Here is a 26,074-nt window from a genome sequence, read left to right as displayed (position 1 = left end):
GGTGACCAGAGTCGAGCCGGCGGCTAGTTTGGCTCGGTGCCCGAACTTCAGCGGCTGACCGCCGGCCACGCAGACGCGCTGCTCGCCTTCGAGCGGGACAACCGGCAGTTCTTCGCTCGCTCCATACCGGACCGGGGCGACGACTACTTCGCGGATTTTCCCACCCGGCACGCCGAACGGCTCGCCGAGCAGGCCGCCGGCCTGTGTCACTTCCACCTCCTGCTCGACGACGACGGATCGGTGCTGGGTCGGTTCAACCTGGTCGACGTCACCGCCGACGGCAGCGCGGACCTGGGCTTCCGGGTGGCGGAGCGGGTTACCGGTCGCGGCGTGGCCACTGACGGCGTCCGTCGAGTCTGCGCGCTGGCCAGGGATGAGTACGGGCTGCGCCGGCTGTACGCATCGGCCGCGCTCGACAACGCGGGCTCACTTGGGGTGTTGCGGCGTACCGGCTTCACTCCCGTCGGTGCGGTCGTGTTGAGCGGCCGTCCCGGGCGCAGGCACGTCCTCGAGTTGGCGGTCTGACAGAACCGGCCGCGCCCAGCGCAGCGCTTGCTGATTGCCTGTCGCTCAACGTCTGGCACGCCGCTTGTACTTCGACCTGCTCGTGAACGCACCGCCCGGGACTGCTGAAGCACGCCGCAGCGGCCTACGCCTAGGCAACCAGCGCCCCCACGGAATGTGGGACAGCGTCGTCAGAGCCCCTAGGAGCAGGGCCGCGAAACCGGCGGCCCCCAGCCCGGCCTGTAGGCGGCCTCGGTGCCCGCTGAGCTGCTCGAAGTCGGTGACGAAATCGGTCGGGTCCGAGCGGTTCACCCAGATCCGCACCTTCTCGCCGTACGACCGGCACACCTCGACGCAGGGGACCTCCTGCTCGTACGTCCGGCGGTCGAAGTCGTAGCGGAAGTACATGGTGGTCTTGCCACGGGCCGTCGTGATCCGGTCGTAGATGATTGCCTGCGCCGGCTCGCCGCCCGCCCGCAGTTCCACGGCCCAGTCGTCGAGCGCGTTCTGTGTGTGGATCGGAAGCCAGAGCAGGAGCGCACCGACCACCAGCAACAGGCCACAGCCGACCGCCTGCCAGAGCCGGGTGTTCAGTCGGGTGAGCACGGCACGCATGCGATCACCGTGCCATCAGGATGCAATCGCGAGCCAAGGTGCGCCGGCGCGGGGGCGGTCGCGGACCTACTTCGCCGTCAGGTGCCCGTACAGCGCGCGCAGCTCACCCGCCCGTGAGGCTCACCAGCTTGCCCAGCATCCGGCCAAGGTGCGGTTCGACGGTCGCCGGGGCGGCGGCGGCCACTTCCTGCGGCGTCCACCACCGGACGTCGCGGAACTCGCCGAGGTCGGGGACGAACTCCTGGCTGCGGCTGCCGCTCAACACGAACCAGAGGCTCACATCGACGTGCTGATCCGCCGGCGCGCCGACCGTCCGGCTGACGGTGAGGAAGGTTGGTCGCTCACCGAAGCGCGGATGAAACACCGCCGGCACGCCCAGCTCCTCCAGCACCTCCCGACGTACCGTCTCGACCGGGTGCTCTCCGGGTTCGACGTGGCCACCGCTGGGCAGCCACCTCCCGGCGTTACGGTGATCGACCAGCAGCACGCTGCCGTCCGTCCCGTCGTGCAGCAGGAAATACGCCACCAGGTGGGGCGACGGGGTCCGCGGCTTCTCCCGGCGGAAGATGTCGTGGGTCCCGGCCAGCCAGGCCAGGCACTCCGCTCGGTGCTCCGCCTCCAGTTCGTCCACGGGTACCAGCGCCTCGACCAGGGCCCGGATCTCGTCGTTCACCTGCACCCGGCAAATGCTGCCAGCCGCCCGCAGTACCCGTCGACCGTCCGGCCGGGCGAGGCTCGTCGAGCCGGTCACACCACGCGTCGGCGCGCGCTCAGGAGGGTGGCCGGTCCGGACCGGCCGACGCCGGCCGGAGGCCGCCAGCAGCCGGGGCAGGGCAGGCGCGCCCCGGCCGGCTCGGCGTGTCATTGACGGAAGGGGTGGGGCGTCACGCCTGCACAAGCTACGGGCTCCGAATTGAACCTGTCACGGTTTCGTAAGTTCATACGGGGTCCGGTGTTGTTTCCTTGGAGTCCGGCGCACTTCTGGCGCCGATTGGACCTTGGGGAGGAACTATGCAGAACGTACGTGTTCGCACGCTGCGTGTATTCGGCGCGGCTGCGGCTGTCGCCGCAGCCGCGGTCCTGGGCCTGGCCGCACAGGCCTCGGCTGGGGTATCCGGTCCGGCCTTCTACGCGGATGGAGAGCTCTACCGGACCGTTGGCACCCCGACGGACTTGTCGCACACCGGCGCACCCGACCGCGCATGGGACGTCCTCTACAGCTTCGGGGACGCGCAGCGGAACGTGGCCGAGGCCGCACCAGGCGACGCGGGCTACAACGGCGGCCGGTGGCAGGTTCACGCGCTGTCATTCCCTGCGGGCTACGCCGCCGCCGTGACCAACGGCGACCTGGACGGCGATGGGGTGCTGGACTCGGCCATCGAGGTTCGGGCAGCGGTGACGGCTGGGAGCGCCATCGACACCGGTGTCGTCAAGCAGTTCGAGTGCCCCGCTATCCCGCTCCACAACTGAGTGCCGACTCTTTGCCGGCCATCACTACAAGACGCTCTGTTCAGAGTGATTAGTACGGCACCCGCCGTTCGAGATCTCGCTGCCTGGGTGGGGTAGGCGCAAGGCAGCCGCCCCGGCGTCACCGGCTCGCCGCTTCCCTGGAGACGGCCGTGGGGCAAGGGCAGAAAGGCTACTTGGAAGCGTGGCTGATGGCCCACAGATGGGCCGCCGCGCGCTGCGACCTCAACAACATCGAAGGCCCTGGCTCGGACTGTCGTCCTGGCCAGGGCCTTTCGGTTGGAGCGGGTGACGGGAATCGAACCCGCACTGTCAGCTTGGGAAGCTGATGTTCTGCCATTGAACTACACCCGCAGCGGCACCACTGTACCCGAGTCACCGGTCACCCGCATCCAGGTACCCCCTCAGCACACCGGCTGCGACCCGGCGCCGGACGGGCTGGCGGATCAGCGCTCGCGTCCCGACAGATGGTTTCACCATGACAAGGGATAGGTATTCTCAAATTCCTCGATGACTTGTAGCGTCTGCCTCACGTTCTCAGCCACGGCGTGACATGCCTCCGGTCGCGTCGCCAGAAAGAGGTGGGCCCATGGGACTCCGTCCCAACCTGCTGACCCGGCGTACTGCCGGTGTCGCGTCCACGACCCTCGCGCTGCTGCTCAGCACGGCCGCGGTGGGCGTCCTTCCGGCCGCTTCGGCCCTCTCCGCCGCCCCTGCGGGTACCTGTGCCGAGCCGGCCGACGCCCACGTCGACGCCCGCGTCAAGGCGGGCGGCGCCGCCAGGCACGAGCCGAACGAGTTGACGGCCACGCAGATCAAGGAGCGCGAGGCCGACCTGGCCGCCGCGCTCCGCGAGCGCGCCAACCGGCGTACGGGCGCGGTCGCCCCGCTCGCCACCGTCACCATCCCGGTGGTCGTGCACGTGATCCAGGAGAACAGCACCCGGGCCGGCGGCAACATCCCGGACTCGATGATCCAGAACCAGATCACCGTACTGAACCAGGCGTACAGCGGGGCGACCGGCGGAGCGGCTACGGCCTTCGCCTTCCAGCTCGCGAAGATCAATCGGGTGGTCAACCCCTCGTGGTACCCGATCCTCGACGGCTCCTCGGCCGAGCGCTCGATGAAGTCGGCGTTGCGTGAGGGCGACAAGAACACCTTGAACCTCTACCTCGGCGACGTGACCCCCGGCCTGCTCGGCTGGGCGACCTTCCCGCAGCGACGACTCAACAGCGCCGACGGCGTGGTCGTGCTGAACGAGTCGCTGCCGGGCGGCACCGAGACCAACTACAACCAGGGCGACACGGCCACCCACGAGGTCGGCCACTGGCTGAACCTCTACCACACCTTCCAGGGCGGCTGCTCCGGCTCGGGCGACGGCGTCGGGGACACCCCGGCGGAGGCCACCCCGGCGTACGAGTGCCCGACCGGTCGGGACACCTGCAGCGCGGCCGGCCTGGACCCGATCACGAACTTCATGGACTACACCTACGACTCGTGCATGCACCAGTTCACTCCCGGGCAGGCGAGCCGCATGTTGACCGCGTGGAACGCCTACCGCGCGGTCTGACGACGCGTACCGCCGGTGCCGGCCCATGATCCAGGGGGCCGGCACCGGCGCATCGCTCCCCAGGACGCGCTCAGGCCGCCGAGCGGTGGACGTCGCGGCGCCCGCGGCGGGCGGGACGGGTCTGCGGTACGACCGGGGTCAGATCGGCTGGCCGATCGTCCGCGTGCGGGTCGAGCCAGACCTGCACGGCAGGGCGGCCGCACCCCTCGCCCGGCCCACCGGCGCTACCGGTGTCACGCCGCGACAGCATGGCCACGTCGACGGTGAACTCGAAGAGCCGCCAGTCGACCTGGGACGCCGCCCCGGCCCTGGCCGCGAGCCGGGCCACCCGGGCCTGGTCGGTGACCGGGTGGGCATGCCCCGCCACGTACGCCTCGTCGTCGCTCTCCTCCGGCGGGAAGGAGTGCAGCGCATAGCGGCCGTCCCGCTCCAGGTCACGCCGCTTCGGCGAGTCGATGATGAAGCAGAAGAGCCCCTCGTCGGTGATCACCGGCGACACCGGGTGCACCCGGGGCCCGCCGTCGGCACGGACCGTGGCCAGGTAGCCGAAGCCCGGACCGTACTGCTGCATGAGAACGCGGATCCCGTCGGCGAGCCGGGGCTCGTCAGCGGCGAATTCGGACCAGGAAGCCATGCGGACATTCTATCGAACAAATGTACGACCGTGTGCCGCGACGCGCTGGTCAGCGACACCGGATTCGAGCCTTCCGAACGGGCCTCGCTATGGTGGTGCGATGCTGCTCTCCGACCGCGACCTGGTCTCCGAGATCAAGGCCGGCACGCTCGGGCTGGAGCCGTTCGAGCCCACCCTGGTCCAACCGTCGAGCATCGACGTACGCCTCGACCGGCTCTTCCGGGTCTTCAACAACCACCTCTACACGCACATCGACCCGGCACAGCAGCAGGACGACCTGACATCGGTGGTCGAGGTACCCGACGGGCAGCCGTTCGTGCTGCACCCGGGGGAGTTCGTGCTCGCCTCGACGCTCGAGGTGATCTCGCTCGGCGAGCAGCTCGCCGGCCGGCTGGAGGGCAAGTCGAGTCTGGGCCGGCTCGGCCTGCTGACCCACTCCACCGCCGGTTTCATCGACCCGGGATTCTCCGGCCACGTGACGCTGGAGCTGTCGAACGTGGCGAACCTCCCGATCACGCTCTGGCCGGGCATGAAGATCGGGCAGCTCTGCATCTTCCGGCTCTCGTCGCCCGCCGAGCACCCGTACGGTTCGGCCGTCTACGGCTCGCGCTACCAGGGTCAGCGTGGCCCGACGCCGAGCCGGGCCTGGCAGAACTGGCGCACCTGGCCCACCCGCTGACCGGCGGTCGGGCCCGGAACCCGACCGCACCGACGCGCCCAGCCGGGCGCACGAAAAGACCCCTTCCACCCGGGTGGAAGGGGCCTCTGCGCGGAACGATCAGCCGGGACGGCCGAAGCTGTGGATGGGGCCGTCGTCCACCTTCTTCATCTTGATCGGCACCCCGGCCTGGGAGGCGTGCACCACCCATCCGCCGCCCACGTACATGCCGACATGGTGCAGGTCGCTGTAGTAGAAGACGAGGTCGCCGGGGCGGAGGTCTGCGCGGCTCACCGTCTTCGTCACCCTGCGCTGCTGCGCGGCGTTGTGCGGCAGCGACACCCCGGCCTTGGCCCAGGCCGCGAGCACCAGCCCGGAGCAGTCGTACGAGTCGGGACCGTCGGCACCCCAGACGTAGGGCTTGCCGATCTGGGCGCAGGCGAACTTCACCGCCACCCCGGCGGCGCCACCCGGATAGGTGGCCGGGCACGGGGCCGGACGCAGCGGCCCGCCGCCGCCGTTGCCGTACACCTTGATCCGCAGCTTCTGCAGCCGGTCGATCTCGGCGTTGATCTGCTTCTTCTTCGCCGCCAGCTGGGCCTCGGTCCGGGTCAGCTGGGCGACGAGCTCGTCCAGCGGTGCCTTCTGCCGGGCCAGCTCGTCGCGCAGGTCGACGACCTGGGCGACGTCCGCCTGCTGGTTGTGGGCGAACCGGTCGAGCAGCTCCAGCTGGCCGACGACGTCACTCGGTGACTGGCTGCCGAGCAGGGCGTTGACGGTGGAGAGGTTCTCGCCCTTGTACGCCCGCACCGCGAGCACGCCGACCTTGTTCATGGCCTGGTCGATCCGGAGTTGCAGTGGCTTGATCCGAGCGGCCAGCGCATCGGCCTGCTTGCGCTTGGCCGCGAGCTCCTGGCGGGTGGCGTTGTGCCGCTCGATCACGGGTTCGAGCTTGTTCCAGTCCTGGTCGATCTGGCGCTCGATCTCGGCGACCGACGGGTCGGCGTGCGCCGCTGTGGCGCCGCCGGTCAGGACGACGCTGACGCCGATGAGAGCGGCGAGGACGGTGGTGATGCGGGACCAGCGTGGACGCGGCGCACCCGTCGTCGGGCCGGCTGTCGCCGACCGTCCGGACGGAGGCCGCGGGGCATGGTGTGCCACCGGGCTCCGTACTCCTTCTTCCTGACCGCCTACCGGGTTAGCTGACGGGTTCGGGCGGGAAGGTCGGCGCCCTACCGCAGTGGCTGCGGATTCACCCCGGAAACCTGGGTCCCCGGCTCGCTCGGCGAGCGACTCGGCGGTGTCGGACCGTTACCGCCCGGGTTGGACGGACCTGCTGTCGGCCGACGATTGATCAGCCTAGAGAGCGTCGTTACCGATCCGCAACCCGTCGAGCCGTGACACTCCGTGGCGACGCGGCGGGACGCACCCCTGGTGCGAGGTCGAAGGTTTTCTTCCGATCGCTTCGACTGGTGGAAAGGTATTGACCGAGAGTGCGCGGCGGAGTCAGGGTGACCAATACCTTGACCCGTCCGTATCTGGGGGTTCGATGCACCGATCAACCATGTCGAGGAGCAGGCGTGCCCTGCTCGCCGCGGCGGTGGTCACCGCCACCGCTGCCGTGCCACTGACCGGCGGTCCGGCCGGGGCCGCCCCGCTCGCCGGGACCGACCCGACCGGCGACCGTCAGCAGCAGTACGCCGCCGCAGCGGCGGAGTACGGCGTGCCGGAGAGCGTCCTGCTCGGCGTCTCCTACCTGGAGTCCAGGTGGGACACCCACGCCGGCACGCCCAGCACCAGCGGCGGCTACGGGCCGCTGCACCTCACCGACGCGGCCAACGTCGCGAGCCTGACCCCGGGCCACGTCCATCAGGGTGAGGACCCGCGCGGCGACACCTCCCGGCCACTGACGGTCGCCGCGCCCCGAGGAGCCGACCCGTCCGCCGCGCCGGCGTCCGCGGCGCTACAGACCCTTCAGGCCGCCGCAGCGCTCACCGGGGCCGACGCCGCGGCACTTCGTACGGATCCGGCGGCCAACATCCGTGGCGGGGCGGCGCTGCTCGCCTCGTACCAGAAGCAGCTGGGCGGCGCGGTCGGCGCGAAGACCGACCCGGGAACCTGGTACGGCGCGGTGGCGCGCTACTCGGGAGCCGACACCGAGGAGACGGCATCCGCCTTCGCCGACGAGGTGTACGACCAGATCCGCGCCGGTGCGAGCCGGCGAACCGACGACGGCCACCAGGTCACCCTCGCCGCGCGCCAGGTGACCGCGCGGGCGGACACGGTGCACCGCCTCGGGCTGCGCAAGTCGCAGCGCCCGGATGAGGTGGAGTGCCCGGCCCGGCTCGGCTGCGAGTGGATTCCCGCCCCGTACGAGCAGTACGGCCCGGGCGCCGGCGACTACGGCAACCACGACCTGGCCAACCGGCCGGCCCAGCAGAAGATCGAGTACATCGTCATCCACGACACCGAGGGGTACTACGGGCCCAGCGTCGGCCTCGTGCAGCAGGCCGACTACCTGGGCTGGCACTACACGCTGCGCTCGGTCGACGGCCACGTCGCGCAGCACGTCCGGACCAAGGACGTCGGCTGGCAGGCCGGCAACTGGTACGTGAACGCCAAGTCGATAGGCATCGAGCACGAGGGCTTCGCCGGCCACGGCACCTGGTACACCGAGGCGATGTACCGCGCCTCGGCCAAGCTGGTCCGGTACCTGGCGCTCAAGCTAGACATCCCGCTGGACCGGCAGCACATCATCGGGCACGACAACGTCCCCGGCACCGTCGCCTCGACCGTGGCCGGCATGCACTGGGACCCGGGTCCCTACTGGGACTGGTCGCACTACTTCGACCTGCTGAAGGCGCCGTTCCGGACCACCGGCACCAAGCGGACGGGTCTGGTCACCATCGACCCGGACCTCACGGTCAACCGGCCGGCGTTCGTCGGCTGCAACCAGCAGCCGCCGGGCGTGCCGGATCCGGTGCCGCCGGCCGAGCCCTGCCCGCTGCGCGGCTCCTCCGCGGTCGTGCTGCACAGCGCGCCGAGTAACGACGCCCCGCTGGTCAACGACCTGGGTCTCCGTCCGGACGGCTCGCCGGACACCATGTACATCTCCGACCACGGTGCCCGTGCCTCGGCCGGCCAGACGTACGCGGTGGCCGAGGTCCGCGGTGACTGGACGGCGATCTGGTACCTCGGCCAGAAGGCGTGGTTCCACAACCCGGCCTCGTCGCCGACCGCGAAGTGGGCCACCGGGTTCGTGGTGACCCCGAAGCCGGGGAAGCCGACGATTCCCGTCTACGGCCGGGCCTACCCGGAGCAGGCCGCGTACCCGGCCGGCGTGCCCTACCAGACGATCTCGCCGTTGCAGTACACGCTCGCCGCCGGTCAGCGGTACGCGGTCGGCGACGTGCTGCCGAGCGAGTACTACCAGGCCTCCACCTTCGACGGCTCGGCCCCGGGCGACTGGACGGTGATCCGGGGCGACCTGCGGTACGTGCAGATCCAGTTCGGCCACCGCATCATGTACGTCAACCTCGACGACGTGCTGCTGCTCCCGTCCGCGGTGGGCGCACCCCGCTGACGGACGTTACGAGAAACGCGAGGGCCCCCGGTCGGTCGACCGGGGGCCCTCGGCGTACGTGGTGGATCAGCCGGGTCGTCGGAAGCCGGCGACGGGCATGTAGTTGATGCTCGCCACCTGGACCGGCTTGCCGGCCCGTGGTGCGTGCACCATCTGGTCGTTGCCGAGGTAGAGCCCGACATGGTGCAGGTCGCTGAAGAAGAAGACCAGGTCACCCGGGCGCGCCTCGGAGCGCGGGATGGCCTTGCCCTCGTTCCACTGGGCGCCGGTGAAGTGGGTCAGGCTGATCCCGGCCGCCTTGTAGGCGTACTGGGTCAGGCCGGAGCAGTCGAACGAGTTCGGGCCGGTGGCGCCCCACACGTACGGGTCACCGACCTGCTTGCAGGCCGTCTGGATCGCCGTGCGGGCCGCCGCGCTGACCACTCCCTTGACGGTCGGGCAGTTCTCCGGCATGACCACGGACTTCGGCAGTGTCTTCTCGAGCCGTTTGATCTCGGTGTCGATGTTCTTCTTCTTGGCGGCCAGGTCGTTCTTCTGCTTCGTCTGGGTCGCGATGAGCGCGTCCAGCTTCTGCTTCTCGGCGTCGTACTTGGCGCGGACCTTGAGGATGCCCTCGACCTGCTTGTGCTCCTGCCGGGCCAGCCGGTCCAGGATGGTCAGCTGCTCGGTGAGCGTGTCCGGCTTGGCGCTGATCAGCAGCGCGCCGAGGTCCTGCGAGGGCCCGCTGATGTAGTAGCGGGAGGCGAGGTCACCGACCCGGGTCATCGCCAGCTCGGTCTGGAGAGCGAGCGGCTCGATCTTCTTCTCCAGGTCGGCCGACTTCTTCTGGTTGACCTTCAGCTGCGCCCGCACCTTGTTGTACTGCTCGATCGTGGGTTCCAGCTGCTCCCACTGCTTGTCGATCTGCGCCTCGATCTCCTCGACCGAAGGCTCGGCGTGGGCCGGCGCGGCGAGCAGACCGGCGCCGACGGCCGCGGCGGCGACCAGTGTGAGCAGACGGTGGGCAGCCCGGCGAAGGCCACCCGGACGAGCGGGACGTCCCGGTGCGTGACGATGAGGGGGCATGGTTGCCACCGGCACCGACTCCTTAGCGACCGACCGCCGGGCGCCTCGCAGAGGGGAAGGGCGCGAGGGCAGACGACCCACAGCGGTCGGTGCCCCACGATAGGGAAGCGCCGAAGCGGAATCAAGGCGAGCCCGCGCGCCGTCACTCAGGTGCGACGGGTCACCTACCAAGGGTGCCGGCGGACGCTCGCGGCGATGGTGGCCTTCCGACCCCCGGAGACGCGCGACGGCGGTGGCAGATGCCACCGCCGTCGTCGTTGCGGATGCTCCGGGCGTACGCCTCAGCCGGCGACCGGCTCGGCCTTCTTATCGCCCTGCGCCTGCTCCGGCTTCACCGAGCGGAGCAGCACGCTCGCCACGTCGATCACCTCGACCTGCTCACCGGCGCCCTTGCCGTTCACGCCGTCACTGAGCATGGTCGAGCAGAACGGGCAGCCGACCGCGACGGTCTTCGCACCGGTGGCCATGGCCTCCTCGACGCGCTCGACGTTGATCCGCTTGCCGATCTTCTCCTCCATCCACATGCGAGCGCCGCCGGCGCCGCAGCAGAAGGAGCGCTCGCTGTTGCGCGGCATCTCGGTGAGCTCGCCCTCGATGGCGGTCCCGAGCACCTCGCGCGGCGGGGCGAACACCCGGTTGTGCCGGCCGAGGTAGCACGGGTCGTGGTAGGTCACGCCGCCACCGACCGGCTGCACCGGGGTGAGCTTGCCGGTGGACACCAGGTGGGCGAGGAGCTGGGTGTGGTGCACGACCTCGAACTCGCCGCCGAGCTGCCCGTACTCGTTGCCGAGGGTGTTGAAGCAGTGCGGGCAGCTGGCAACGATCTTGCGCTTGCTCTTCTCGCGGCCCTCGAACGCCTCGTTGAGCGTCTCCACGTTCTGCTGGGCGAGCATCTGGAAGACGAACTCGTTGCCGATCCGGCGGGCCGGGTCGCCCGAGCAGGTCTCGCCTTCGCCGAGGATGGCGAAGGAGACGCCGGCCTCGTTCAGCAGCGTGGCGACCGCTCGGGTGGTCTTCTTCGCGCGGTCCTCGAACGCGCCCGCGCAGCCGACCCAGAAGAGGTATTCGAAGTCGTCGACCTCGCCGACCCGGGGCACCTCGAAGTCGAGGCCCTTGGTCCAGTCCTCGCGGGTGTTCTGCGGGGCGCCCCACGGGTTGCCCTTGTTCTCCAGGTTGCGGAGCATGACGCCGGCCTCGGACGGGAAGCTCGACTCGATGAGCACCTGGTAGCGGCGCATGTCGACGATGTGGTCGACGTGCTCGATGTCGACCGGGCACTGCTCGACGCAGGCGCCACAGGTGGTGCAGGACCAGAGCACGTCCGGGTCGATGACACCGCCCTCCTCGGCGGTGCCGACCAAAGGCTTGTCGGCCTCGGCGAGGGCGAGCACGTCGACGTGGGCGAGCTGCGCCGCGGTCGCCTTCTCCTCGCCGGTCAGGTCCTTGCCGCCGCCGGCCAGCAGGTAGGGCGCCTTGGCGTACGCGTGGTCGCGCAGGCTCAGCACCAGCAGCTTCGGCGACAGCGGCTTGCCGGTGTTCCAGGCCGGGCACTGCGACTGGCAGCGGCCGCACTCGGTGCAGGTGCTGAAGTCCAGCAGGCCCTTCCAGGTGAACTGTTCCACCTGGGCGACACCGAACTGGTCCTTCTCCGGGTCGGCCTCCTCGAAGTCCAGCGGCTTGCCGTTGCTGGTCATCGGGCGCAGGGCGCCGAGGCCGGAGCCGGCGGCCTTGGCCGGTTCACGCTTGAAGAAGATGTTGAAGAACGCCAGGAAGCGGTGCCAGGCCACGCCCATGGTGACGTTCAGCGAGATCACGATGAGCCAGGTCATCGAGATGACGATCTTGATGAGCGCGGCGACGCTGACGCCGGCCTCCCAAGCTGGAAGGGAGTTGCCGAGCGCGTGGCTGACCGGGGTGGCCCAGACCGGGTACTCGAAGTGGCCGGTGGCCACCTTGAAGCCGCGGATCAGGAAACCGAAGATCAGGACCAGCAGTACGACCCACTCGACGAAGTAGCCCTGCCACATGGTCGAGCCGGTGAACCGGGAGCGACCGCCCGGCCGGCTGGGCCGGTTGCGCAGCCGGATCCCCATCAGCACCAGGATGCCGACCAGGCCGAGCACGCCGATGATCTCGGTGGCCAGGCCGAAGGCCGTCCAGTGCCCGATGATCGGCAGCTCACCGCCGGTGCTGACCACCTCGAAGTACGCCTCGAGCACCAGCAGCGACAGCACGATGAACGCGACCATCACGAACCAGTGCGCCGCGCCCACCAGGCCCCACTTGAGCATGCGGGTGTGACCGGCGGTCTCTACCAGCATCTTCTTCGTGCGGGCGCCCTTGTCGGCGAACCGCTCCGGCGCGGGCTGCCCGAGCCGGATGACGGCCGTCATCTTCATGACCGCGCGCACCGCAAGCCACACCGCCACGGCGGTGATGGCGGCCGCGAGGATCGTGGCGACGATCTGGACGCTGCCCATCGAGTTGGCCTCCCGGTCTGCTGCCTGTCGAGCGACTCGGCGACCGGGCCGGGTCAGGCCACGGGCGACGAGCCGCCGCTGCCACACCCTCGACCGGACCGATCGATGACCGCGCTCCGCCCGGTCATGCGGTGCAGCCTACGCGCAAGGTTACCCAGCAGTAACGTGAGTCGTCTCGCACCCGGGCCGCGCCGCCCTGCGCACACCATAGGAGCCCCCGCCCGGAACCGCCGGGCAGGGGCACGTCGAGTGAGATGGATCGGCCCGGAGCACGGCCGGCGGCGAGCCGCCGGCCGTGGTCAGCGCCAGCGCGAGAGCAGGATGAGGGAGGCGACCATCGCGCCGAAGCCCACCGCGAGGTTCCAGTAACCCCACGACAGGACCGGGTACGCCTGCTCGGAGAGGTAGTAGACCACCAGCCAGCCGATGCCGACGACGATCAAGGCGACCGCCGCGATCGGCAGCCAGACCGGGCTAGGCTTGCGCGTCGCCGCCGTAGCCGTCGGGCGTACGTCCGTCGGCGGGGTGTACACCTTCTTCTTACGAACCTGAGACTTGGGCACGACGCTCTCCAGAGGGGGTTATTGCGACCTCGTCCGGCCTGACAACCGGGCGCGAAGGCGACGGTCCATGGCCAATAATGTTCGACAGCTAGCGTAGTCCGGAAGGCCCGTCCAATCCACGAATGGGGTCAGGCCGGTGCGCGGAGTGACCGGAAAAGGCGAAAGTATTCGGATCACCGCCCCGGTCGCGACGCGGCGGATGACGGGAAGGAACGCTCGGTGGAGTACACATCCGGCGCTGCCTCCTGGCAGAAGGTGCTCCGGCGCGCCGTCGCCGGGCTACTGCCACGGCGCCCGCGGCAACGACGGCCGGGCTGGTCCATCGGCGTACCGGTGATCGCCGCCGCCGCCGGGCTGCTCTTCACCACCACCGCGACCACCGCCGGCGGCATCGCCCTGCGCGAGGACCGGCGCCCCCAGCTCACCCAGTTGATCGAGGAACGTCGGCAGCAGGTGGCCGCGAGCGAGCGGCGGGCGGCGACGTTGCGGCAGGACATCGAGGAGCGGACCACCGCACTCGGCGCACAGGACGGCCCGATCCAGGCCCAGCAGGACCGCGCCGCCGGGAGCCTCGAGACGGCCGGCTTCACCGCGCTGACCGGCGTCGGCCTCACGGTCGAACTCAACGACGCGCCCCGTCGTAACGACCAGCGGCTACCCAAGGGCGTCAGCAACGACGACCTGGTGGTCCACCAGGGGGACGTCCAGGCGGTGGTGAACGCGCTCTGGGCCGGCGGCGCGGAGGCCATGTCAATCATGAACGTCCGCGTACTGGCCACCAGCGCGGTACGCTGCGTCGGTAACACCCTGCTGCTGCACGGCCGGGTGTACTCCCCACCATTCAAGATCGTAGCAATCGGCGATCCGGCTTCCCTGCAGCAGGCGCTCGCCGAGTCTGAGGGAGTCCGCTTGTTCAGGGACGCGGTCGAGCACTATCAGCTCGGTTACCGGGAGAGCGTCTCCATGGTGACCGTGCCGGCGTTCGAGGACTCGACCGGGCTGCGCTCGGCGAAGGTGCTTCATTGAACCGTTCGGCGAAGGTGCTCCAGTGAACGACGACGACCGGCCCGACGGGCGGCACCGCGGCCAGACCGACGAGCCGACCGCGTTCCTGCCCAAGGTCGACCGCGCCGAGCCGGGCGCGACTCGCGCCCGGAGTGCCTGGCCCGAACCCGTGCTGCCGCCGCGAGTCGGCCGACCGCCGGCCGCCGGCGAGATCACCCCCCAGGCGTCCCCTCCGCCGGATCAGCTACCGCGCCGCCCCCAGCCGGGCTCGCCGGCGGCGAACGGCACCCCGGAGGGCGGCATGCATCCAGGAGGCTCCGGGCGGTTCGCCCCGGGTCCTGACCGGCCGCCGACCCGCCCGGCCGCGCAGTACGACGCCCCGCCGCCATGGCCCGGCGCCACGCGGCCGACATCCCCCGCCGGGGCGGGAGACTCCTTCGCTTCCGCCGGCGGACCACCGGCCGGCCCGACGGCCGGGGGCGAGAACCCGAAGCAGCCGTCGCAACCTCCGCGCGCCCCCGACGCCGCCGTCCGGCCCGCCGCCCCCGGCGGCCACCCGAACCACCCGTCCGCCGGCGCTCCGGCCGCTCCCGACGGCTACCCGAACCATCCCGCCGCCGGCGGATCCGCGCACCGTGCTGCCACGTCCGGCAGTCCCCCGTACGCCTCGTCCGGCACCGGGCACGGTGACCCCTTGGGCGCGCAGCCACGGCCTGCGAGCCTGCGCGACTCCGCTCCGAGCAGGGCTGCCACCGCCGGGCCGGGCACCCCGCCAGCCGGCTCCGGACGTCCACCGACCAGCACCGGCGACAGCCCGACCGCCTTCATCCCCACGGTCACCCCGCGCGGCGAACGCCCCTCGGGCCCGCCGATCGCCGGCGACCCGGCAGCCACCGCACTCATCCCGGCCGTCTCCGCGGCACCGACGCGGCATCCGGCGCTCGACTCCACCGCTCTGATGGGCGCGGTACCCAAGCCACCGGAGACCGACGACCCGGCCGAGGCCGGGCCTGCGGAGCCGCCGCGTCCCCGGCGGGGCGAGCGAGTCGTCCAGCTACGCCCGGAGCAGACGGGCAAGGGTTACCGGAGCGTCTACTCGGAGCTGACCCGACCGTCGTTCGGTTCACGGGTGCGCAGCGGCCTGCGGTTCACCGGCGAGATCCTGATGACCTTCGGCCTGGTCGTCCTGCTCTTCGCCGGCTACGAGGTCTGGGGCAAGTCGGCGATCGTGGACGCCCACCAGAACGACCTCAGCCAGCAGCTCGCGCAGGCGTGGGGGCCGACCGGGGATCCGACGGTCTCCGCTGCCGCCACGCCTTCCGCCAAGCCGTCCCCGCCCGTCCATGGCAAGCCCATCGCCGGTCTCTACATCCCGAAGCTCGACAAGAACTGGGTCGTCGTCGAAGGTGTGACCCAGGCGGACATCCGTTACGCCCCGGGCCACTACCCGGACAGCGCCCTGCCTGGCCAGGTCGGCAACTTCTCCGTCGCTGGGCACCGCAACCGGGCCACGTTCTGGCGTCTGGACGAGCTGCGCGACGGTGACGCGATCGTGGTCGAGAGCAAGACCGACTGGTACGTCTACAAGGTCGCCCGGACCCGGATCGTCAAGCCCACCCAGGTCGAGGTCGTGGCGCCGGTACCGGGCAAGCCCGGCGAGAAGCCGACCCGGCGCATGCTCACCCTCACCACGTGCAATCCCAAGTTCGACAACTACCAGCGGTTGATCATCCACGCCGAGTTGGACCGGACGCAGCCGAAGACTGCGGGCAGACCGACAGAGCTGGGAGGCTGACGGGCCATGTACGCGTGGATCTGGCGCAAGCTCCCGTTCGGCCTGGTCGGCAAACTCGCCGGGTCCGTACTGCTGGCCGCCGCGGCGGTGGCGCTGCTGTGGTACGTGGTCTTTCCGTGGGCCGAACCGTTGCTACCCTTCGACGACGTGCAGGTCACCCAGGACTCCGAGGTTCCCGGTGACCCGGCCGGTGACGTGATACCCGGCGACGCTCCGCCGGGCGACGAGCACGACCTGCCGTACGACACCGGGCGGAACAACACCCCACCCACCACTCCGAGCCGGTGAGACGATGCGCGTCCTTGTGATCGACAACTACGACTCGTTCGTGTTCAACCTGGTGCAGTACATCGGCCAACTCGGCGTGGAGTGCGAGGTACGCCGCAACGACGAGATCGACGTCGCCGAGGTGGGAAAGGTCGGCGCGTCCGGCATCCTGCTCTCGCCCGGGCCCGGCAGCCCGGACCGCGCCGGCATCTGCCTGGACGTCATCCGGCGGTACGGGGGCGAGCTGCCCATCTTCGGTGTCTGTCTCGGTCACCAGGCGATCGGGGAGGCCTTCGGCGCGACCGTCGCCCGCGCGCCCGAGCTGCTGCACGGCAAGACGTCCGAGGTACGGCACCAATCGGTGGGCGTACTCGCCGACCTGCCGGACCCGTTCACCGCGACCCGCTACCACTCCCTCGCGGTACTACCCGAGACCCTGCCGGACGAGCTCGAGGTCACCGGCTGGACCGGTTCCGGCGTGGTGATGGCGATGCGTCACCGCAGCCTTCCGATCGAGGGCGTGCAGTTCCACCCGGAGTCCGTCCTCACCGAGGGCGGCCACCTGATGCTCGCCAACTGGCTGGCCGGCTGCGGCCACCCTGAGGCGCTGGAGCGGGCACCGGCGCTGGCAGCCGAGGTCGACGCCCGCCGCCTGGCTGCCTTCAGCGCCGCCTGACCCCGAGGTCGGACCGGCCGGGTGTCGACCCGGCCGGTCGTACGGTCAGTCGTTGCGGGAGAACGTGCCCGACGGTGGCGGAAGCATCGGGAAACCGTCACCGCCACCGTTGCCCGTGCCCGGCGTGGTCGGCGTCGCCGTCGGCGTGGGCGAACCCGAGTCGCTGGGCGGCGCGTCCGGCGCGGGGACGGTCACATAGATCGTCACCTGCCGGCCGCGCGGTAGGTCCTTGCCCGGGCCCGGGTCCTGCCGCTCGACACGGCCGGCCTGGTCCGCAGGCACCTCGCTCCCCTCGCGGACCCGCACTTCGTAACCGGCGTCCTCGAGTTCCTCCCGCGCGTCGTCCTCGGTGGCACCGATCACCCGAGGCACCTGACCCACGTTGCCCTTGGAGACGGTCAGGGTGATCTTGGTGCCCTCGGCCGCCTCCTTGCCGGGCTTGGGATCCATTTCGAGGACGGTGTTCTTCTCCCGCGGGCTGTCCTTCTCCTTCGAATCGACCACGAAGCCCAGGCCCTCGAGCTGCCGTTTGGCGCTCTCGAAACTGGAGTCGACCACGTTCGGGATCGTCTGCATGGCCGGCCCCCCGCAGACCTGGATGGTCACCGTTCGGGTGGGCTCGAGCTCGGTGTCCGGAGCCGGGCTCTGCGAGACCACCTTGCCCTTCTCGCAGGTGGAGTTGTTCACCTGCTCGCCTGCCTGCGGAGCGAATCCGGCATTCTGGATCTCCTGGAACGCCTGCGCCTGGGTCATGCCCGTCAGCGTCGGCACCCGGCGCAGGTCTTCTCCCTTGCCGTTCATGAGCAGGGCGGCGACCAGCGCGATCACCGCGAGCACACCCACCGCCGAGAAGAGCGCGATCAGCCAGGACGACGCCCGGCGGCGGCGCGGGTCACCGACCCGGGCCGGGATCTGCCGCGTCGGTGGGGCCGCACCGCCACCGGCCGGGTAGCCCCCTGCGGCCGCGGCCGGAGCCATCGGCATGGTTTCCTGCTCGCGCATCACCGGGGTGGCCAGCACCGGCCGGCCGGCGGCGGCCCGCAGCAGATCGGCCCGCATCTCGGCAGCGCTCTGGTAACGGTTCAGCGGGTTCTTCGACAGCGCCTTCAGCACGATGGCGTCGACCGCCGGGTTGACGTCCGGGTTGATGTCGCTCGGCGTGGGCGGCGCCTCCCGGACATGCTGGTAGGCGACGCTCACCGGGCTGTCCCCGACGAACGGCGGGTGCCCGCAGAGCAGCTCGAAGAGCACGCAACCGGCCGCGTACACGTCGGAGCGGGCGTCGACCGCCTCACCCCGGGCCTGCTCCGGGGAGAGGTACTGTGCTGTGCCGATCACCGCGCTGGTCTGCGTCATGGTGGTCGCACCGCTGGCCAGGGCCCGAGCGATGCCGAAGTCCATGACCTTGACCTGGCCGGTCTGGGTGAGCATCACGTTGCCGGGCTTGATGTCCCGGTGGATGATGCCGTGCCGGTGGCTGAACTCCAGCGCCGCACACACGTCGGCACAGATCTCCAGCGCCCGCCGTGGCTGGAGTCGCCCCTCGGCGGCCAGCACCTCTTTGAGGGTTCGACCGTTGACGAACTCCATGACGATGAACGGCAGCGTCTCACCGGTGGGCGCGGTCTCCTCGCCGGTGTCGTAGACGGCCACGATCGCCGGGTGGTTGAGCGACGCCGCGTTCTGCGCCTCCCGGCGGAACCGCATCTGGAAGGTGGCGTCCCGGGCGAGATCCGTCCGGAGCATCTTGATCGCGACGTCCCGACCGAGCCGGAGGTCGCGACCGCGGTGCACCTCGGCCATGCCACCGTAGCCGAGCAGCTCGCCGACCTGATACCTGCCACCGAGCAGGCGGGCCTGGGCTGTCATCGCGTCTGTCGTCCTTCGCTCGTCGTCTCGCCGCTCGCCAGTCGGAGTCGCTCGAACTGACGGTACGACGTCCGGGTCAGATCTTCGCGTCCGTCGAACCGTAGCGCGCCGGAGGCCACTGTCTGCGGTGTGACGGGTGCCGATTGGCCCCTCTTACGCAAGTTGTAGGAAATCACGCCCGAGCAGACCAGGACCAGTACGGCCATCAGGACGGCCACCAACACCATTCCCGGCCGGGAGCGTCCCGGAACGGGCGGCGGCAACGTCGGACCGGCCTGCCCCACGTAGGGCGGGGCCGGCCGGGCCGGAGCCTGCGGCACCGAGGCGGCGCCGCGCGGGTAACTGGCCGCGGTCATCGGCGATCGGGGCTGCTGCCCCAGGGCCGGAGCGACAGCGGTGGGACGTGTGGGCTGGGCCGGCGCGGCGACGCCGGGACGCGGAACGGCGGCGTGCGGCGGCACCGGCGACGCGAGGGCCGGCGGCCGGTGTGGCGCTGCCATGGGGCGCGGCTGCTGCGGGGGCGGTACCTGGGCCCGCCCGGGCGGGGCGGCCGGTGAGGCCGGCACGCCCGAGATCGGCCGGGACTGGGCGCCGGCCCGGGCCTGCTGGGACAACGCCGCCTTCAGTTGGCGGGCCACCCCGGCCAGCGCGGCAGCGGTCGGCCAGCGGGCCGCCGGGTCCTTGGCCAGTGCCCGCTCGACCACCGACCGCACCTGCGGAGGGATGTCGGCGGGAAGCGGCCGGGGCGTGTCCTGGACGTGCTTCATGGCGATCTCGAGGGGGTTGTCCCCTTCGAACGGGCGGCGGCCGGCGAGGCACTGGTAGGCGACCACACCGAGCGCGTAGACGTCGGAGGCGGGCGAGGCGACCTGACCCATGGCCTGCTCGGGCGAGATGTACGAGGCCGTGCCGAGCACCGATCCGGCCGCGGTGAGCTGCCCGACCAGGTCGGAGCGGGCGATGCCGAAGTCGGTCAGCACCAGCGTGCCGTTCGGCCGGACGAGAAGGTTGCCCGGCTTCACGTCGCGGTGCACGATGCCCTTCTCGTGGGCGGCGTGCAACGCGTCGGCAGCCTGAGCGACCAGGGCCATCGTTCGGGCCGGGGTGAGTCGCCCGACCCGGCTCAGCGTCGCCGAGAGTGGATCACCCTCGACGTACTCCATGACCAGGAAGGCGATCTGCTGGTCGTTGCCGAAGTCGTAGACGTCCACCACGCCGGGGTGGTTGATGGTGGCCATGGTGCGGGCCTCGCCACGAAACCGTTCGGCGAAGCCGGGCTCGTCGAGCAGTGCGGGGAGCAGGCTCTTGACGGCGACCGTCCGGCCCAGCACCTGGTCGGTACCGCGCCAGACGTCACCCATGCCACCGCTGGCGATCCGCTCGTCGAGGCGGTAGCGGTTGCCGAGCTGGACCCCGGGGCTGAGCATGTCAGCGACTCCCGGGGTCGGAGATGACGGCCTGCATGATCTTGCCGGCGATCCGCGCCGCCTCGCCGCTGCCGCCGGGCCCGGCCTGCTCCAGCTCGACACAGACGGCGGAGATCGGGGTGCCGTTCTTGTCCAGCACGAACCCGATGAACCAGCCGTGGTCGGGCCGGTTCGGTGCGGACTGGGCGGTGCCGGTCTTGCCGCCGACCGTGTAGCCGTTGATCTGTGCCTTGCGGCCGGTGCCCTGCTCGACCACGCTGACCATCATGTCCCGCAGGTCGCTCGCGACCTGGCCGCTGATCGGTTGCCGCAGCTCCCGCGGCTCGGCGCTGTAGTAGCTCGTGGTCCGGTCCGGGCCGAGCATCTGCCGCACCAGGTACGGACGCATCTGCTTGCCGTCCTTGTTGGCGACCGCGGCGGCGATCAACGCACCCTGCAGGGGGGTCATCCGCACGTTGTTCTGGCCGATGGAGGACTGGGCCAACGCGGCCGGGTCGGCGCTGCCATCCGGGTTCTGCATGTCCCCGGTCCGGCTGGCCGCCACCGGGAGCCCGCTCTCACCGAGCTGGCCGACGGTCAGGTCCTCCTGCTCGAAGCCGAACTGCCGAGCCTTCTCCTTGATCGCATCGGCACCGAGCCGCACCCCGAGCTGCGCGAAACCCGTGTTGCACGACTCGGTGACCGCCTCGATCAGAGTGACCTGCGGATCCGGGCAGATGCCCGGCTCCGCGTTGCGGATGGGGGTGCCCGAGGTCGGCGCGGTGTAGCTGGCGCCGGCGGGGATCTTCGTCTCCTTGCCGACGCCGTTCTCCAGCGCAGCCGCGGCGACCACGATCTTGAAGGTGGAGCCGGGCGGCAGGACCTCCCCGAGCGCCCGGTTCTTCAGCGGGCCGTTCGGGTCCTGCTCCAGCTCGTTGTACGCGGCGGCGGCCTTCTTGCTGTCGTGGCTGGCCAGCGGGTTCGGGTCGAAGCTGGGCATGGAGACCAGTGCCTGCACCGCCCCGGTACGCGGGTCGATGGCGATCGCCGCGCCCCGCTTCACACCCAGCGTGTTGTTCCGTAGCTGGTTGTACGCCGCGTCCTGGGCCTTCTTCGAGAGAGTGAGCAGGACGTTGCCGCCGCCGGTCTGGTCACCGGTGAAGAGGTCCTTGATCCGGTCGCCGATCAGCTGGTCGCTGGTGCCGGCCAGGAACTCGTCCTCCACCCGCTCGATGCCGGTCTCGGCCAGATTGACCGGCTTGTAGCCGAGCACGTGGGCGTACTCCGCCCCGGCGGGGTAGGTACGCAGGAACTTCAGCTTGCCGCCGGTGTCCTTGCTGGTGGCGAGCGCCGTGCCGCCGGCTTCGATGTTGCCGCGCTTGCGCTCGTACTCGGCGACCTGGACCCGGCCGTTGTAGTCGCTGTTGCGGTATTCGTCCGCCTTGTAGGACTGAATCCAGTTCAGGTTCGCGAAGAGCAGCCCGAAAAGGATCATGACGACGACGCCGGCGCGGCGCAGGGGTGCGTTCACGGCCTGATCACCTCCGTGGGGGCACCGTGCAGTTGCTCCGGCGGACCGCCCGAAGGGCGTGCGGGCGCGCCCCCACCGGTCACCGGCCGGCGGGCCCCGTCGGAGATCCGCAGCAGCACCGCGATGAGCAGCCAGTTCGCCATCAACGAGGAGCCACCGGCGGAGAGGAACGGGGTGGTCTGGCCGGTCAGCGGGATGAGTTTGCTGATCCCACCGACGATCACGAAGACCTGGAGCCCGAGGGTGAACGCCAGGCCGCCGGCGACCAGCTTGCCGAACGAGTCGCGGACCGCCAGCGCGGCACGCAACCCCCGCTCGACGATCAGCAGGTAGATGACGAGCAGCGCGGAGAGGCCGAAGAGGCCGATCTCCTCACCCAGCCCGGCGAAGATGAAGTCGTTCTGCACCTCGGGCAGCAGGCCCGGCTGGCCACCGCCCGGTCCGGCGCCGAACAGCCCGCCGGTGCCGAGCGCGAGCAGCCCCTGCACCAACTGGTAGCCGTCGTTGTGCGGGTCGGCGAACGGATCCAGCCAGATCTGCGCCCGCAGGTAGAAGTTGGCGAACGGCCCGCCGACGAGGTCACCGAGGACGTACGCGAGGTAGGCGCCGCCGAAGAAGAGCACCAGACCGATGAGCAGCCAACTGACCCGCTCGGTGGCGATGTACAGCGTCACCACGAACATGCCGAAGTAGAGCAGCGAGGTGCCGAGGTCCTTCTCGAAGACCAGCACCAGGAGGCTGATCAGCCAGACCACGACCACCGGGCCGAGGTCGCGTCCCCGCGGGAAGTCGATGCCGAGGAAGCGGCGGCTCGCCAGCGACAGCACCTCGCGCTTGCGCACCAGGTAGTAGGCGAAGAAGACCAGCAGCGCCAGCTTGGCGAACTCGCCGGGCTGGATGGAGAAGGACTCGCCGAACTTGATCCACAGCTTGGCGCCGTTGATCTCGGAGAACCGGCGGGGCAGCACCGCCGGGATCATCACCAGCACGATGCCGGCCAGCCCCAGCGTGTACGCGTAACGGGAGACCGACCGGTGGTCGCGCATCAGGACCAGCAGCCCGGCGGCGAGCATCACCGAGACGAGCGTCCAGGCGAGCTGACGGCCGCCCGTGCCGGCGAAGACCGCCAGGCCCTCTCGCGCGGCGGGGGCGGCCTCGTCCAGGTCGAGCCGGCGCAGGAAGCCCACGCCCAGGCCGTTGAGCAGTGCCACCGCCGGCAGCAGAGCCGGGTCGGCGAACGGCGCGAGGAACCGGATGACCAGGTGGAGACCGAGGAAGACGGCGCCGAGTGCGGCAGCCGGAATCCAGAAGTCCGGGGTGACCGTGTCGAGCATGGTCGCCTCGACGGTCGCCCCGTACGCGGCCACGAGCACCATGGCCAGCAGCAGCAGGGAGAGTTCGGCGTTGCGCCGAGACCGGGCCAGGCGTACGCCGGGCTGCTCGCCCGTTGTGGCGGGCGAGGCTGCCGGTGTGGCCGCTGCGGTCACGGAAAGGTCCTCGGGGTCGGGCCGACGCTCACTCAGGCGACCGGCAGGCGGCCGGGTCGAGCGCCGGCGGTACCGAGTCGGAGGGTGGGGCGTCGGGCGTGCTGGTCGGCTCGATGCCGTCCACGCTGCCGCTGGGGCTGGGGCTGGGGCTGTTCGAGGCGGTCCGGGTGCGGCTGCCGGCCGTCGGCATGCCGACGGCGGCGCTGCCGCTCGGCGTCGGTGTGGTCGCCACGTCGGTCGGCACCGGAGTCGACGAGGTCGGTGCGCTCGGCGAGGCCGTCGGCGTGGGCGAGTTCGGCGGGCAGATGGGCTTCAGGTTTGGGTTGGTCGGGCTGTCACTGGTCAGCTCGGCCAGCCGACGCTCCGCGTCCGGCTCGCTCTTGGCAGGAATGCCCTGCTTGACCTGCTCCTGGGCGGCCAGGGTCAGATCGTCGAGCTGGGCGGGGCTGGTGGAGTGCACGGTGGAGAGATCCAGGCCGGCGATCTGGCCCTGGATCCCGCGGAACACCGCGACCTGGCCCTCCTCGGTCGCACCTACGTAGTACTGCTGCTGGGTGTAGCTCCAGCCGCCGAAGAGACCACCACCGAGGATCACCAGCAGCGCGAGCCCCGTCGCGGCGGCGCGCACCGGCCGGTGCCGGCGTCGCTCCGGCTCCTCCTCGTCGGGCGGCTCCTCTGGCGCCGGCGTGCGCGGCGCGGAGAGCGCCGACGCCCGGGCGGCCGGAGTGGAGGTGTCCGCGGAGGTCGCCATGCCCCGGTCCCGAGCGGCGGCGCCGCCCACGATCGGTGTCGCCTCGACGATGTCCTGGTCGGTGGCGTCGGCGATGATCACGGTGATGTTGTCCGGACCGCCGCCGCGGAGCGCGAGCTGGACGAGCCGCTCGACGCACTGCTGCGGGTCGGTGTACTCCCGCATGGTCTCCGCGATGGTGTCCGCGCTGACCACACCGGAGAGCCCGTCGCTGCAGATCAGATAGCGGTCACCGGGGAGCACCTGGCGGACCGAGTACTCCGGGTCGATGTCCCGCCCGTCGAGCGCGCGGGTGAGCAGCGACCGCTGTGGGTGACTGCTCGCCTCCTCGGCGCTGATGCGGCCTTCGTCGACGAGCATCTGGACGTAGGTGTCGTCCTTGGTGATCTGTGCGAACTCGCCGTTGCGCAACAGGTACGCACGGGAGTCCCCGATGTGCACCATGCCGAGCTTGCTGCCGGAGAAGAGGGTCGCGGTCAGCGTGGTGCCCATCCCCTCCAGTTGAGGGTTGGCGTCCACGGTGTCGCGGAGCTGTTGGTTGGCGGTGCCCACGGCAGATCGCAGCGCGTCCACGAGGGCGTCTCCAGGGACGTCCTCGTCGAGCGGCGCCATGGCACCGATGACGATGTTGCTGGCGACGTCACCGGCGGCCATGCCGCCCATGCCGTCGGCGACGGCGAGTAGCCGCGGCCCGGCGTAGACGGAATCTTGATTACCGTCTCGGATCAGACCGCGGTCGCTGTGGGCCGCGTAGCGCAGGGTCAGAGTCATGGCCGTAATTCGAGGGAAGTGCGGCCGATCCGGATCGGCACGCCGAGGGGGACGGGGGTCGGTCCGGTGACCTTAGCGCGATCCAGATAGGTGCCGTTAGTCGAACCGAGGTCCTCGACGAACCACTGCCCGTCGCGCGGCACGAGTCGGGCGTGTCGCGCCGAGGCATAGTCGTCGGTGATCACGAGGGTGGAGTCCTCCGCACGACCAATGGTGATCTGCGCCTCACCGAGCGTGATTCGAGTGCCGGCCAGTTGACCGGCGGTCACCACCAACTGGTGGGCTGCCCTTCCCCGCTTCACCTTGGCCGGCTTCGCCGCCTGCCCGGCCACAGCGCTCAGCGTCCGGGGTGCGGCGACCAGCCGGCCCGAGCGGGCACCCGCGAAGAGATCTCGGCGGATGACGCCGACCACCGTGAACACGAAGATCCACAGCAGGATCAGGAACCCGAACCGGGCGACGGTGATGACGAGCTCCGGCAACGCGGATCAGCCGTCCACGCGGAAGGTCAGTGTGGTGGTGCCGAGCTGGATCATGTCCCCCGGGTTGAGGGCGACGGCCGAGACCCGCTGACCGTTGACCATCGTGCCGTTGGTCGAGCCGAGGTCGGTGAGCACCACCTGACCGCCGTCGAAGTCCAGGCGGGCGTGCCGCCGGGAGATGCCGACGTCCGGCAGCCGCAGGTTGGCCTGGTCGCCACGCCCGATGACCGTGGAGCCCATCTGTAGCGGGTAGGTCCGCCCGTCACCGGAGACCAGGCGTACGTTGCGCCCACCGCCGTGCCCGGGCGGAGGACCGTAGCCGCCGCCCTGGTCGTATGAGGGATAGGCGGGCGGGCCCGCGTCGTAGCCGGGGCCCGGGGCCGGGGCGACATCGCCACCGGTGTAGACCTCGGCGGTGACCCGGAACATACCGGTGTCCAGCCCGTCGCCGCGCTCGATCTCGACGATCACGTCGCCGTACACGGTCCAGGCCTGCTCGCCGATGAACTCCGCCTGCGACTGGGCCAGCTCCTGAGCCAACGCAGCCGCGTACGGCGCCAGCCGACTGTGGTCGTACGGCGAGAGATCGATCACGTAGCGGTTGGGCACCAACGTGCGCCCACCGGCCAGGATCGCCTTGTGCGCCTCGGCCTCCCGCTGCATGGCGTTGAGGATCTCCACGGGGTGGACCACCCCTTTGAAGACCTTGGCGAAGGCCCCTTCGACCAGGCCTTCCAGACGCTTCTCGAAGCGTTGCAGCACGCTCACCGGCTCCTCCTCGGGTCCCGAGGACATGATGGTATCCGGCCGGCGCGCGTGCAGCTCACACGCCGCTCGGCCGCCTTGTCCTGGCCCGTTCGGACGGGCCACTTCTACCGTGCTACTCTTTCGTCCG

Annotated in this window: 23 protein-coding genes, 1 tRNA gene and 1 riboswitch; of the genes, 9 read left to right on the top strand and 15 right to left on the bottom strand. The window is 70.6% G+C overall.

Translation table 11 applies throughout. The features are described 5' to 3' along the window. Window positions 1-36 precede the first annotated feature (36 nt). The gene (locus tag BXA10_RS06630) at window positions 37-525 is read left to right on the top strand and encodes a GNAT family N-acetyltransferase (RefSeq protein WP_076468646.1); all 489 of its coding nucleotides are present in this window, start codon (window positions 37-39) and stop codon (window positions 523-525) included. A 45-nt stretch (window positions 526-570) separates the two neighbouring features. Here BXA10_RS06630 and BXA10_RS06625 read toward each other — a convergent pair whose 3' ends face one another. Next, window positions 571-1,119, bottom strand: coding sequence for a hypothetical protein (locus BXA10_RS06625; protein WP_076468644.1), 549 nt, complete (start codon window positions 1,117-1,119; stop codon window positions 571-573). Between the two features lie 103 nt (window positions 1,120-1,222). After that, entirely contained in the window at window positions 1,223-1,798 is a 576-nt protein-coding gene (locus BXA10_RS06620) for an NUDIX hydrolase (protein ID WP_245828153.1), read from the bottom strand. 332 nt (window positions 1,799-2,130) lie between these two features. Between BXA10_RS06620 and BXA10_RS06615 the strand changes: the two genes are divergently transcribed. Then, window positions 2,131-2,589 carry a hypothetical protein gene (locus BXA10_RS06615; protein WP_076468642.1) on the top strand — a complete coding sequence of 153 codons (459 nt, stop codon included), beginning with the start codon at window positions 2,131-2,133 and terminating at the stop codon, window positions 2,587-2,589. A 277-nt stretch (window positions 2,590-2,866) separates the two neighbouring features. On the opposite strand, the gene BXA10_RS06610 is transcribed toward BXA10_RS06615, so the two are convergent. After that, window positions 2,867-2,940: transfer RNA gene (locus BXA10_RS06610), tRNA-Gly, on the bottom strand. A gap of 235 nt (window positions 2,941-3,175) precedes the next feature. Here BXA10_RS06610 and BXA10_RS06605 point away from each other — a divergent pair. Next, the gene (locus BXA10_RS06605; protein ID WP_076468640.1) at window positions 3,176-4,156 is read left to right on the top strand and encodes a zinc metalloprotease; all 981 of its coding nucleotides are present in this window, start codon (window positions 3,176-3,178) and stop codon (window positions 4,154-4,156) included. 70 nt (window positions 4,157-4,226) lie between these two features. Here the strand turns inward: BXA10_RS06605 and BXA10_RS06600 are convergent, their stop codons facing one another. After that, a complete protein-coding gene (locus BXA10_RS06600) occupies window positions 4,227-4,790 on the bottom strand; it encodes a pyridoxamine 5'-phosphate oxidase family protein (protein WP_076468639.1) in 564 nt (187 codons plus the stop codon). 100 nt (window positions 4,791-4,890) lie between these two features. Between BXA10_RS06600 and dcd the strand changes: the two genes are divergently transcribed. Continuing rightward, window positions 4,891-5,469, top strand: coding sequence for a dCTP deaminase (gene dcd, locus BXA10_RS06595; protein WP_076468637.1), 579 nt, complete (start codon window positions 4,891-4,893; stop codon window positions 5,467-5,469). A 99-nt stretch (window positions 5,470-5,568) separates the two neighbouring features. Here dcd and BXA10_RS06590 read toward each other — a convergent pair whose 3' ends face one another. Further along, the gene (locus tag BXA10_RS06590) at window positions 5,569-6,609 is read right to left on the bottom strand and encodes a C40 family peptidase (protein ID WP_076468636.1); all 1,041 of its coding nucleotides are present in this window, start codon (window positions 6,607-6,609) and stop codon (window positions 5,569-5,571) included. 12 nt (window positions 6,610-6,621) lie between these two features. Next, a riboswitch (cyclic di-AMP (ydaO/yuaA leader) is annotated at window positions 6,622-6,758 on the bottom strand. A gap of 254 nt (window positions 6,759-7,012) precedes the next feature. Between BXA10_RS06590 and BXA10_RS06585 the strand changes: the two genes are divergently transcribed. Continuing rightward, window positions 7,013-9,031, top strand: coding sequence for an N-acetylmuramoyl-L-alanine amidase (locus BXA10_RS06585; RefSeq protein WP_245828152.1), 2,019 nt, complete (start codon window positions 7,013-7,015; stop codon window positions 9,029-9,031). A 66-nt stretch (window positions 9,032-9,097) separates the two neighbouring features. On the opposite strand, the gene BXA10_RS06580 is transcribed toward BXA10_RS06585, so the two are convergent. From BXA10_RS06580 to BXA10_RS06570, 3 genes are all read right to left on the bottom strand, one after another. Further along, the gene (locus BXA10_RS06580; protein WP_175649133.1) at window positions 9,098-10,111 is read right to left on the bottom strand and encodes a C40 family peptidase; all 1,014 of its coding nucleotides are present in this window, start codon (window positions 10,109-10,111) and stop codon (window positions 9,098-9,100) included. 266 nt (window positions 10,112-10,377) lie between these two features. Further along, window positions 10,378-12,576: a (Fe-S)-binding protein gene (locus BXA10_RS06575; RefSeq protein WP_076468633.1), complete on the bottom strand. Its 2,199-nt coding sequence runs from the start codon at window positions 12,574-12,576 to the stop codon at window positions 10,378-10,380. A 299-nt stretch (window positions 12,577-12,875) separates the two neighbouring features. Continuing rightward, complete coding sequence (locus BXA10_RS06570; protein WP_076468631.1) at window positions 12,876-13,139, bottom strand: cell division protein CrgA; 264 nt, start codon at window positions 13,137-13,139, stop codon at window positions 12,876-12,878. Window positions 13,140-13,358: 219 nt separating this feature from the next. Here BXA10_RS06570 and BXA10_RS06565 point away from each other — a divergent pair, with 219 nt between their 5' ends. Genes BXA10_RS06565 through BXA10_RS06550 form a run of 4 tightly spaced genes read left to right on the top strand, consistent with a single transcriptional unit; the run spans window position 13,359 to window position 16,882 of the window. Continuing rightward, a complete protein-coding gene (locus BXA10_RS06565; protein WP_076468629.1) occupies window positions 13,359-14,165 on the top strand; it encodes a DUF881 domain-containing protein in 807 nt (268 codons plus the stop codon). A 22-nt stretch (window positions 14,166-14,187) separates the two neighbouring features. After that, window positions 14,188-15,939, top strand: a complete 1,752-nt coding sequence (locus tag BXA10_RS06560; protein ID WP_076468627.1) for a class E sortase — start codon at window positions 14,188-14,190, stop codon at window positions 15,937-15,939. Between the two features lie 6 nt (window positions 15,940-15,945). After that, window positions 15,946-16,227 (top strand): hypothetical protein, encoded by a 282-nt coding sequence (locus BXA10_RS06555; protein WP_076468625.1) that lies wholly within the window; start codon window positions 15,946-15,948, stop codon window positions 16,225-16,227. A 4-nt stretch (window positions 16,228-16,231) separates the two neighbouring features. Further along, the gene (locus BXA10_RS06550; protein WP_076468623.1) at window positions 16,232-16,882 is read left to right on the top strand and encodes an aminodeoxychorismate/anthranilate synthase component II; all 651 of its coding nucleotides are present in this window, start codon (window positions 16,232-16,234) and stop codon (window positions 16,880-16,882) included. 45 nt (window positions 16,883-16,927) lie between these two features. Here the strand turns inward: BXA10_RS06550 and pknB are convergent, their stop codons facing one another. Genes pknB through BXA10_RS06515 form a run of 7 tightly spaced genes read right to left on the bottom strand, consistent with a single transcriptional unit; the run spans window position 16,928 to window position 25,974 of the window. Beyond that, window positions 16,928-18,751: a Stk1 family PASTA domain-containing Ser/Thr kinase gene (pknB, locus tag BXA10_RS06545; protein ID WP_076468621.1), complete on the bottom strand. Its 1,824-nt coding sequence runs from the start codon at window positions 18,749-18,751 to the stop codon at window positions 16,928-16,930. Next, the gene (locus BXA10_RS06540; RefSeq protein ID WP_076468619.1) at window positions 18,748-20,178 is read right to left on the bottom strand and encodes a serine/threonine-protein kinase; all 1,431 of its coding nucleotides are present in this window, start codon (window positions 20,176-20,178) and stop codon (window positions 18,748-18,750) included. Before BXA10_RS06540 ends, pknB begins: the two co-directional genes overlap by 4 nt. Window position 20,179: 1 nt before the next feature. Continuing rightward, entirely contained in the window at window positions 20,180-21,688 is a 1,509-nt protein-coding gene (locus BXA10_RS06535) for a peptidoglycan D,D-transpeptidase FtsI family protein (RefSeq protein ID WP_076468617.1), read from the bottom strand. Further along, on the bottom strand, window positions 21,685-23,175 hold the full coding sequence (locus BXA10_RS06530) for an FtsW/RodA/SpoVE family cell cycle protein (RefSeq protein ID WP_076468615.1): 1,491 nt from the start codon (window positions 23,173-23,175) through the stop codon (window positions 21,685-21,687). The genes BXA10_RS06535 and BXA10_RS06530 overlap by 4 nt, the downstream gene beginning before the upstream one ends. A gap of 28 nt (window positions 23,176-23,203) precedes the next feature. Beyond that, window positions 23,204-24,697 carry a PP2C family serine/threonine-protein phosphatase gene (locus tag BXA10_RS06525; protein WP_076468613.1) on the bottom strand — a complete coding sequence of 498 codons (1,494 nt, stop codon included), beginning with the start codon at window positions 24,695-24,697 and terminating at the stop codon, window positions 23,204-23,206. Then, on the bottom strand, window positions 24,694-25,179 hold the full coding sequence (locus BXA10_RS06520) for an FHA domain-containing protein FhaB/FipA (RefSeq protein ID WP_076468611.1): 486 nt from the start codon (window positions 25,177-25,179) through the stop codon (window positions 24,694-24,696). The genes BXA10_RS06525 and BXA10_RS06520 overlap by 4 nt, the downstream gene beginning before the upstream one ends. Window positions 25,180-25,185: 6 nt before the next feature. After that, window positions 25,186-25,974 (bottom strand): FHA domain-containing protein, encoded by a 789-nt coding sequence (locus BXA10_RS06515; RefSeq protein ID WP_084752269.1) that lies wholly within the window; start codon window positions 25,972-25,974, stop codon window positions 25,186-25,188. Between the last annotated feature and the right edge of the window lie 100 nt (window positions 25,975-26,074).

The organism is Micromonospora avicenniae, from assembly GCF_900156065.1.
Lineage (GTDB): Bacteria > Actinomycetota > Actinomycetes > Mycobacteriales > Micromonosporaceae > Micromonospora > Micromonospora avicenniae.
This window is presented reverse-complemented; position numbering and strand designations above follow the sequence as displayed.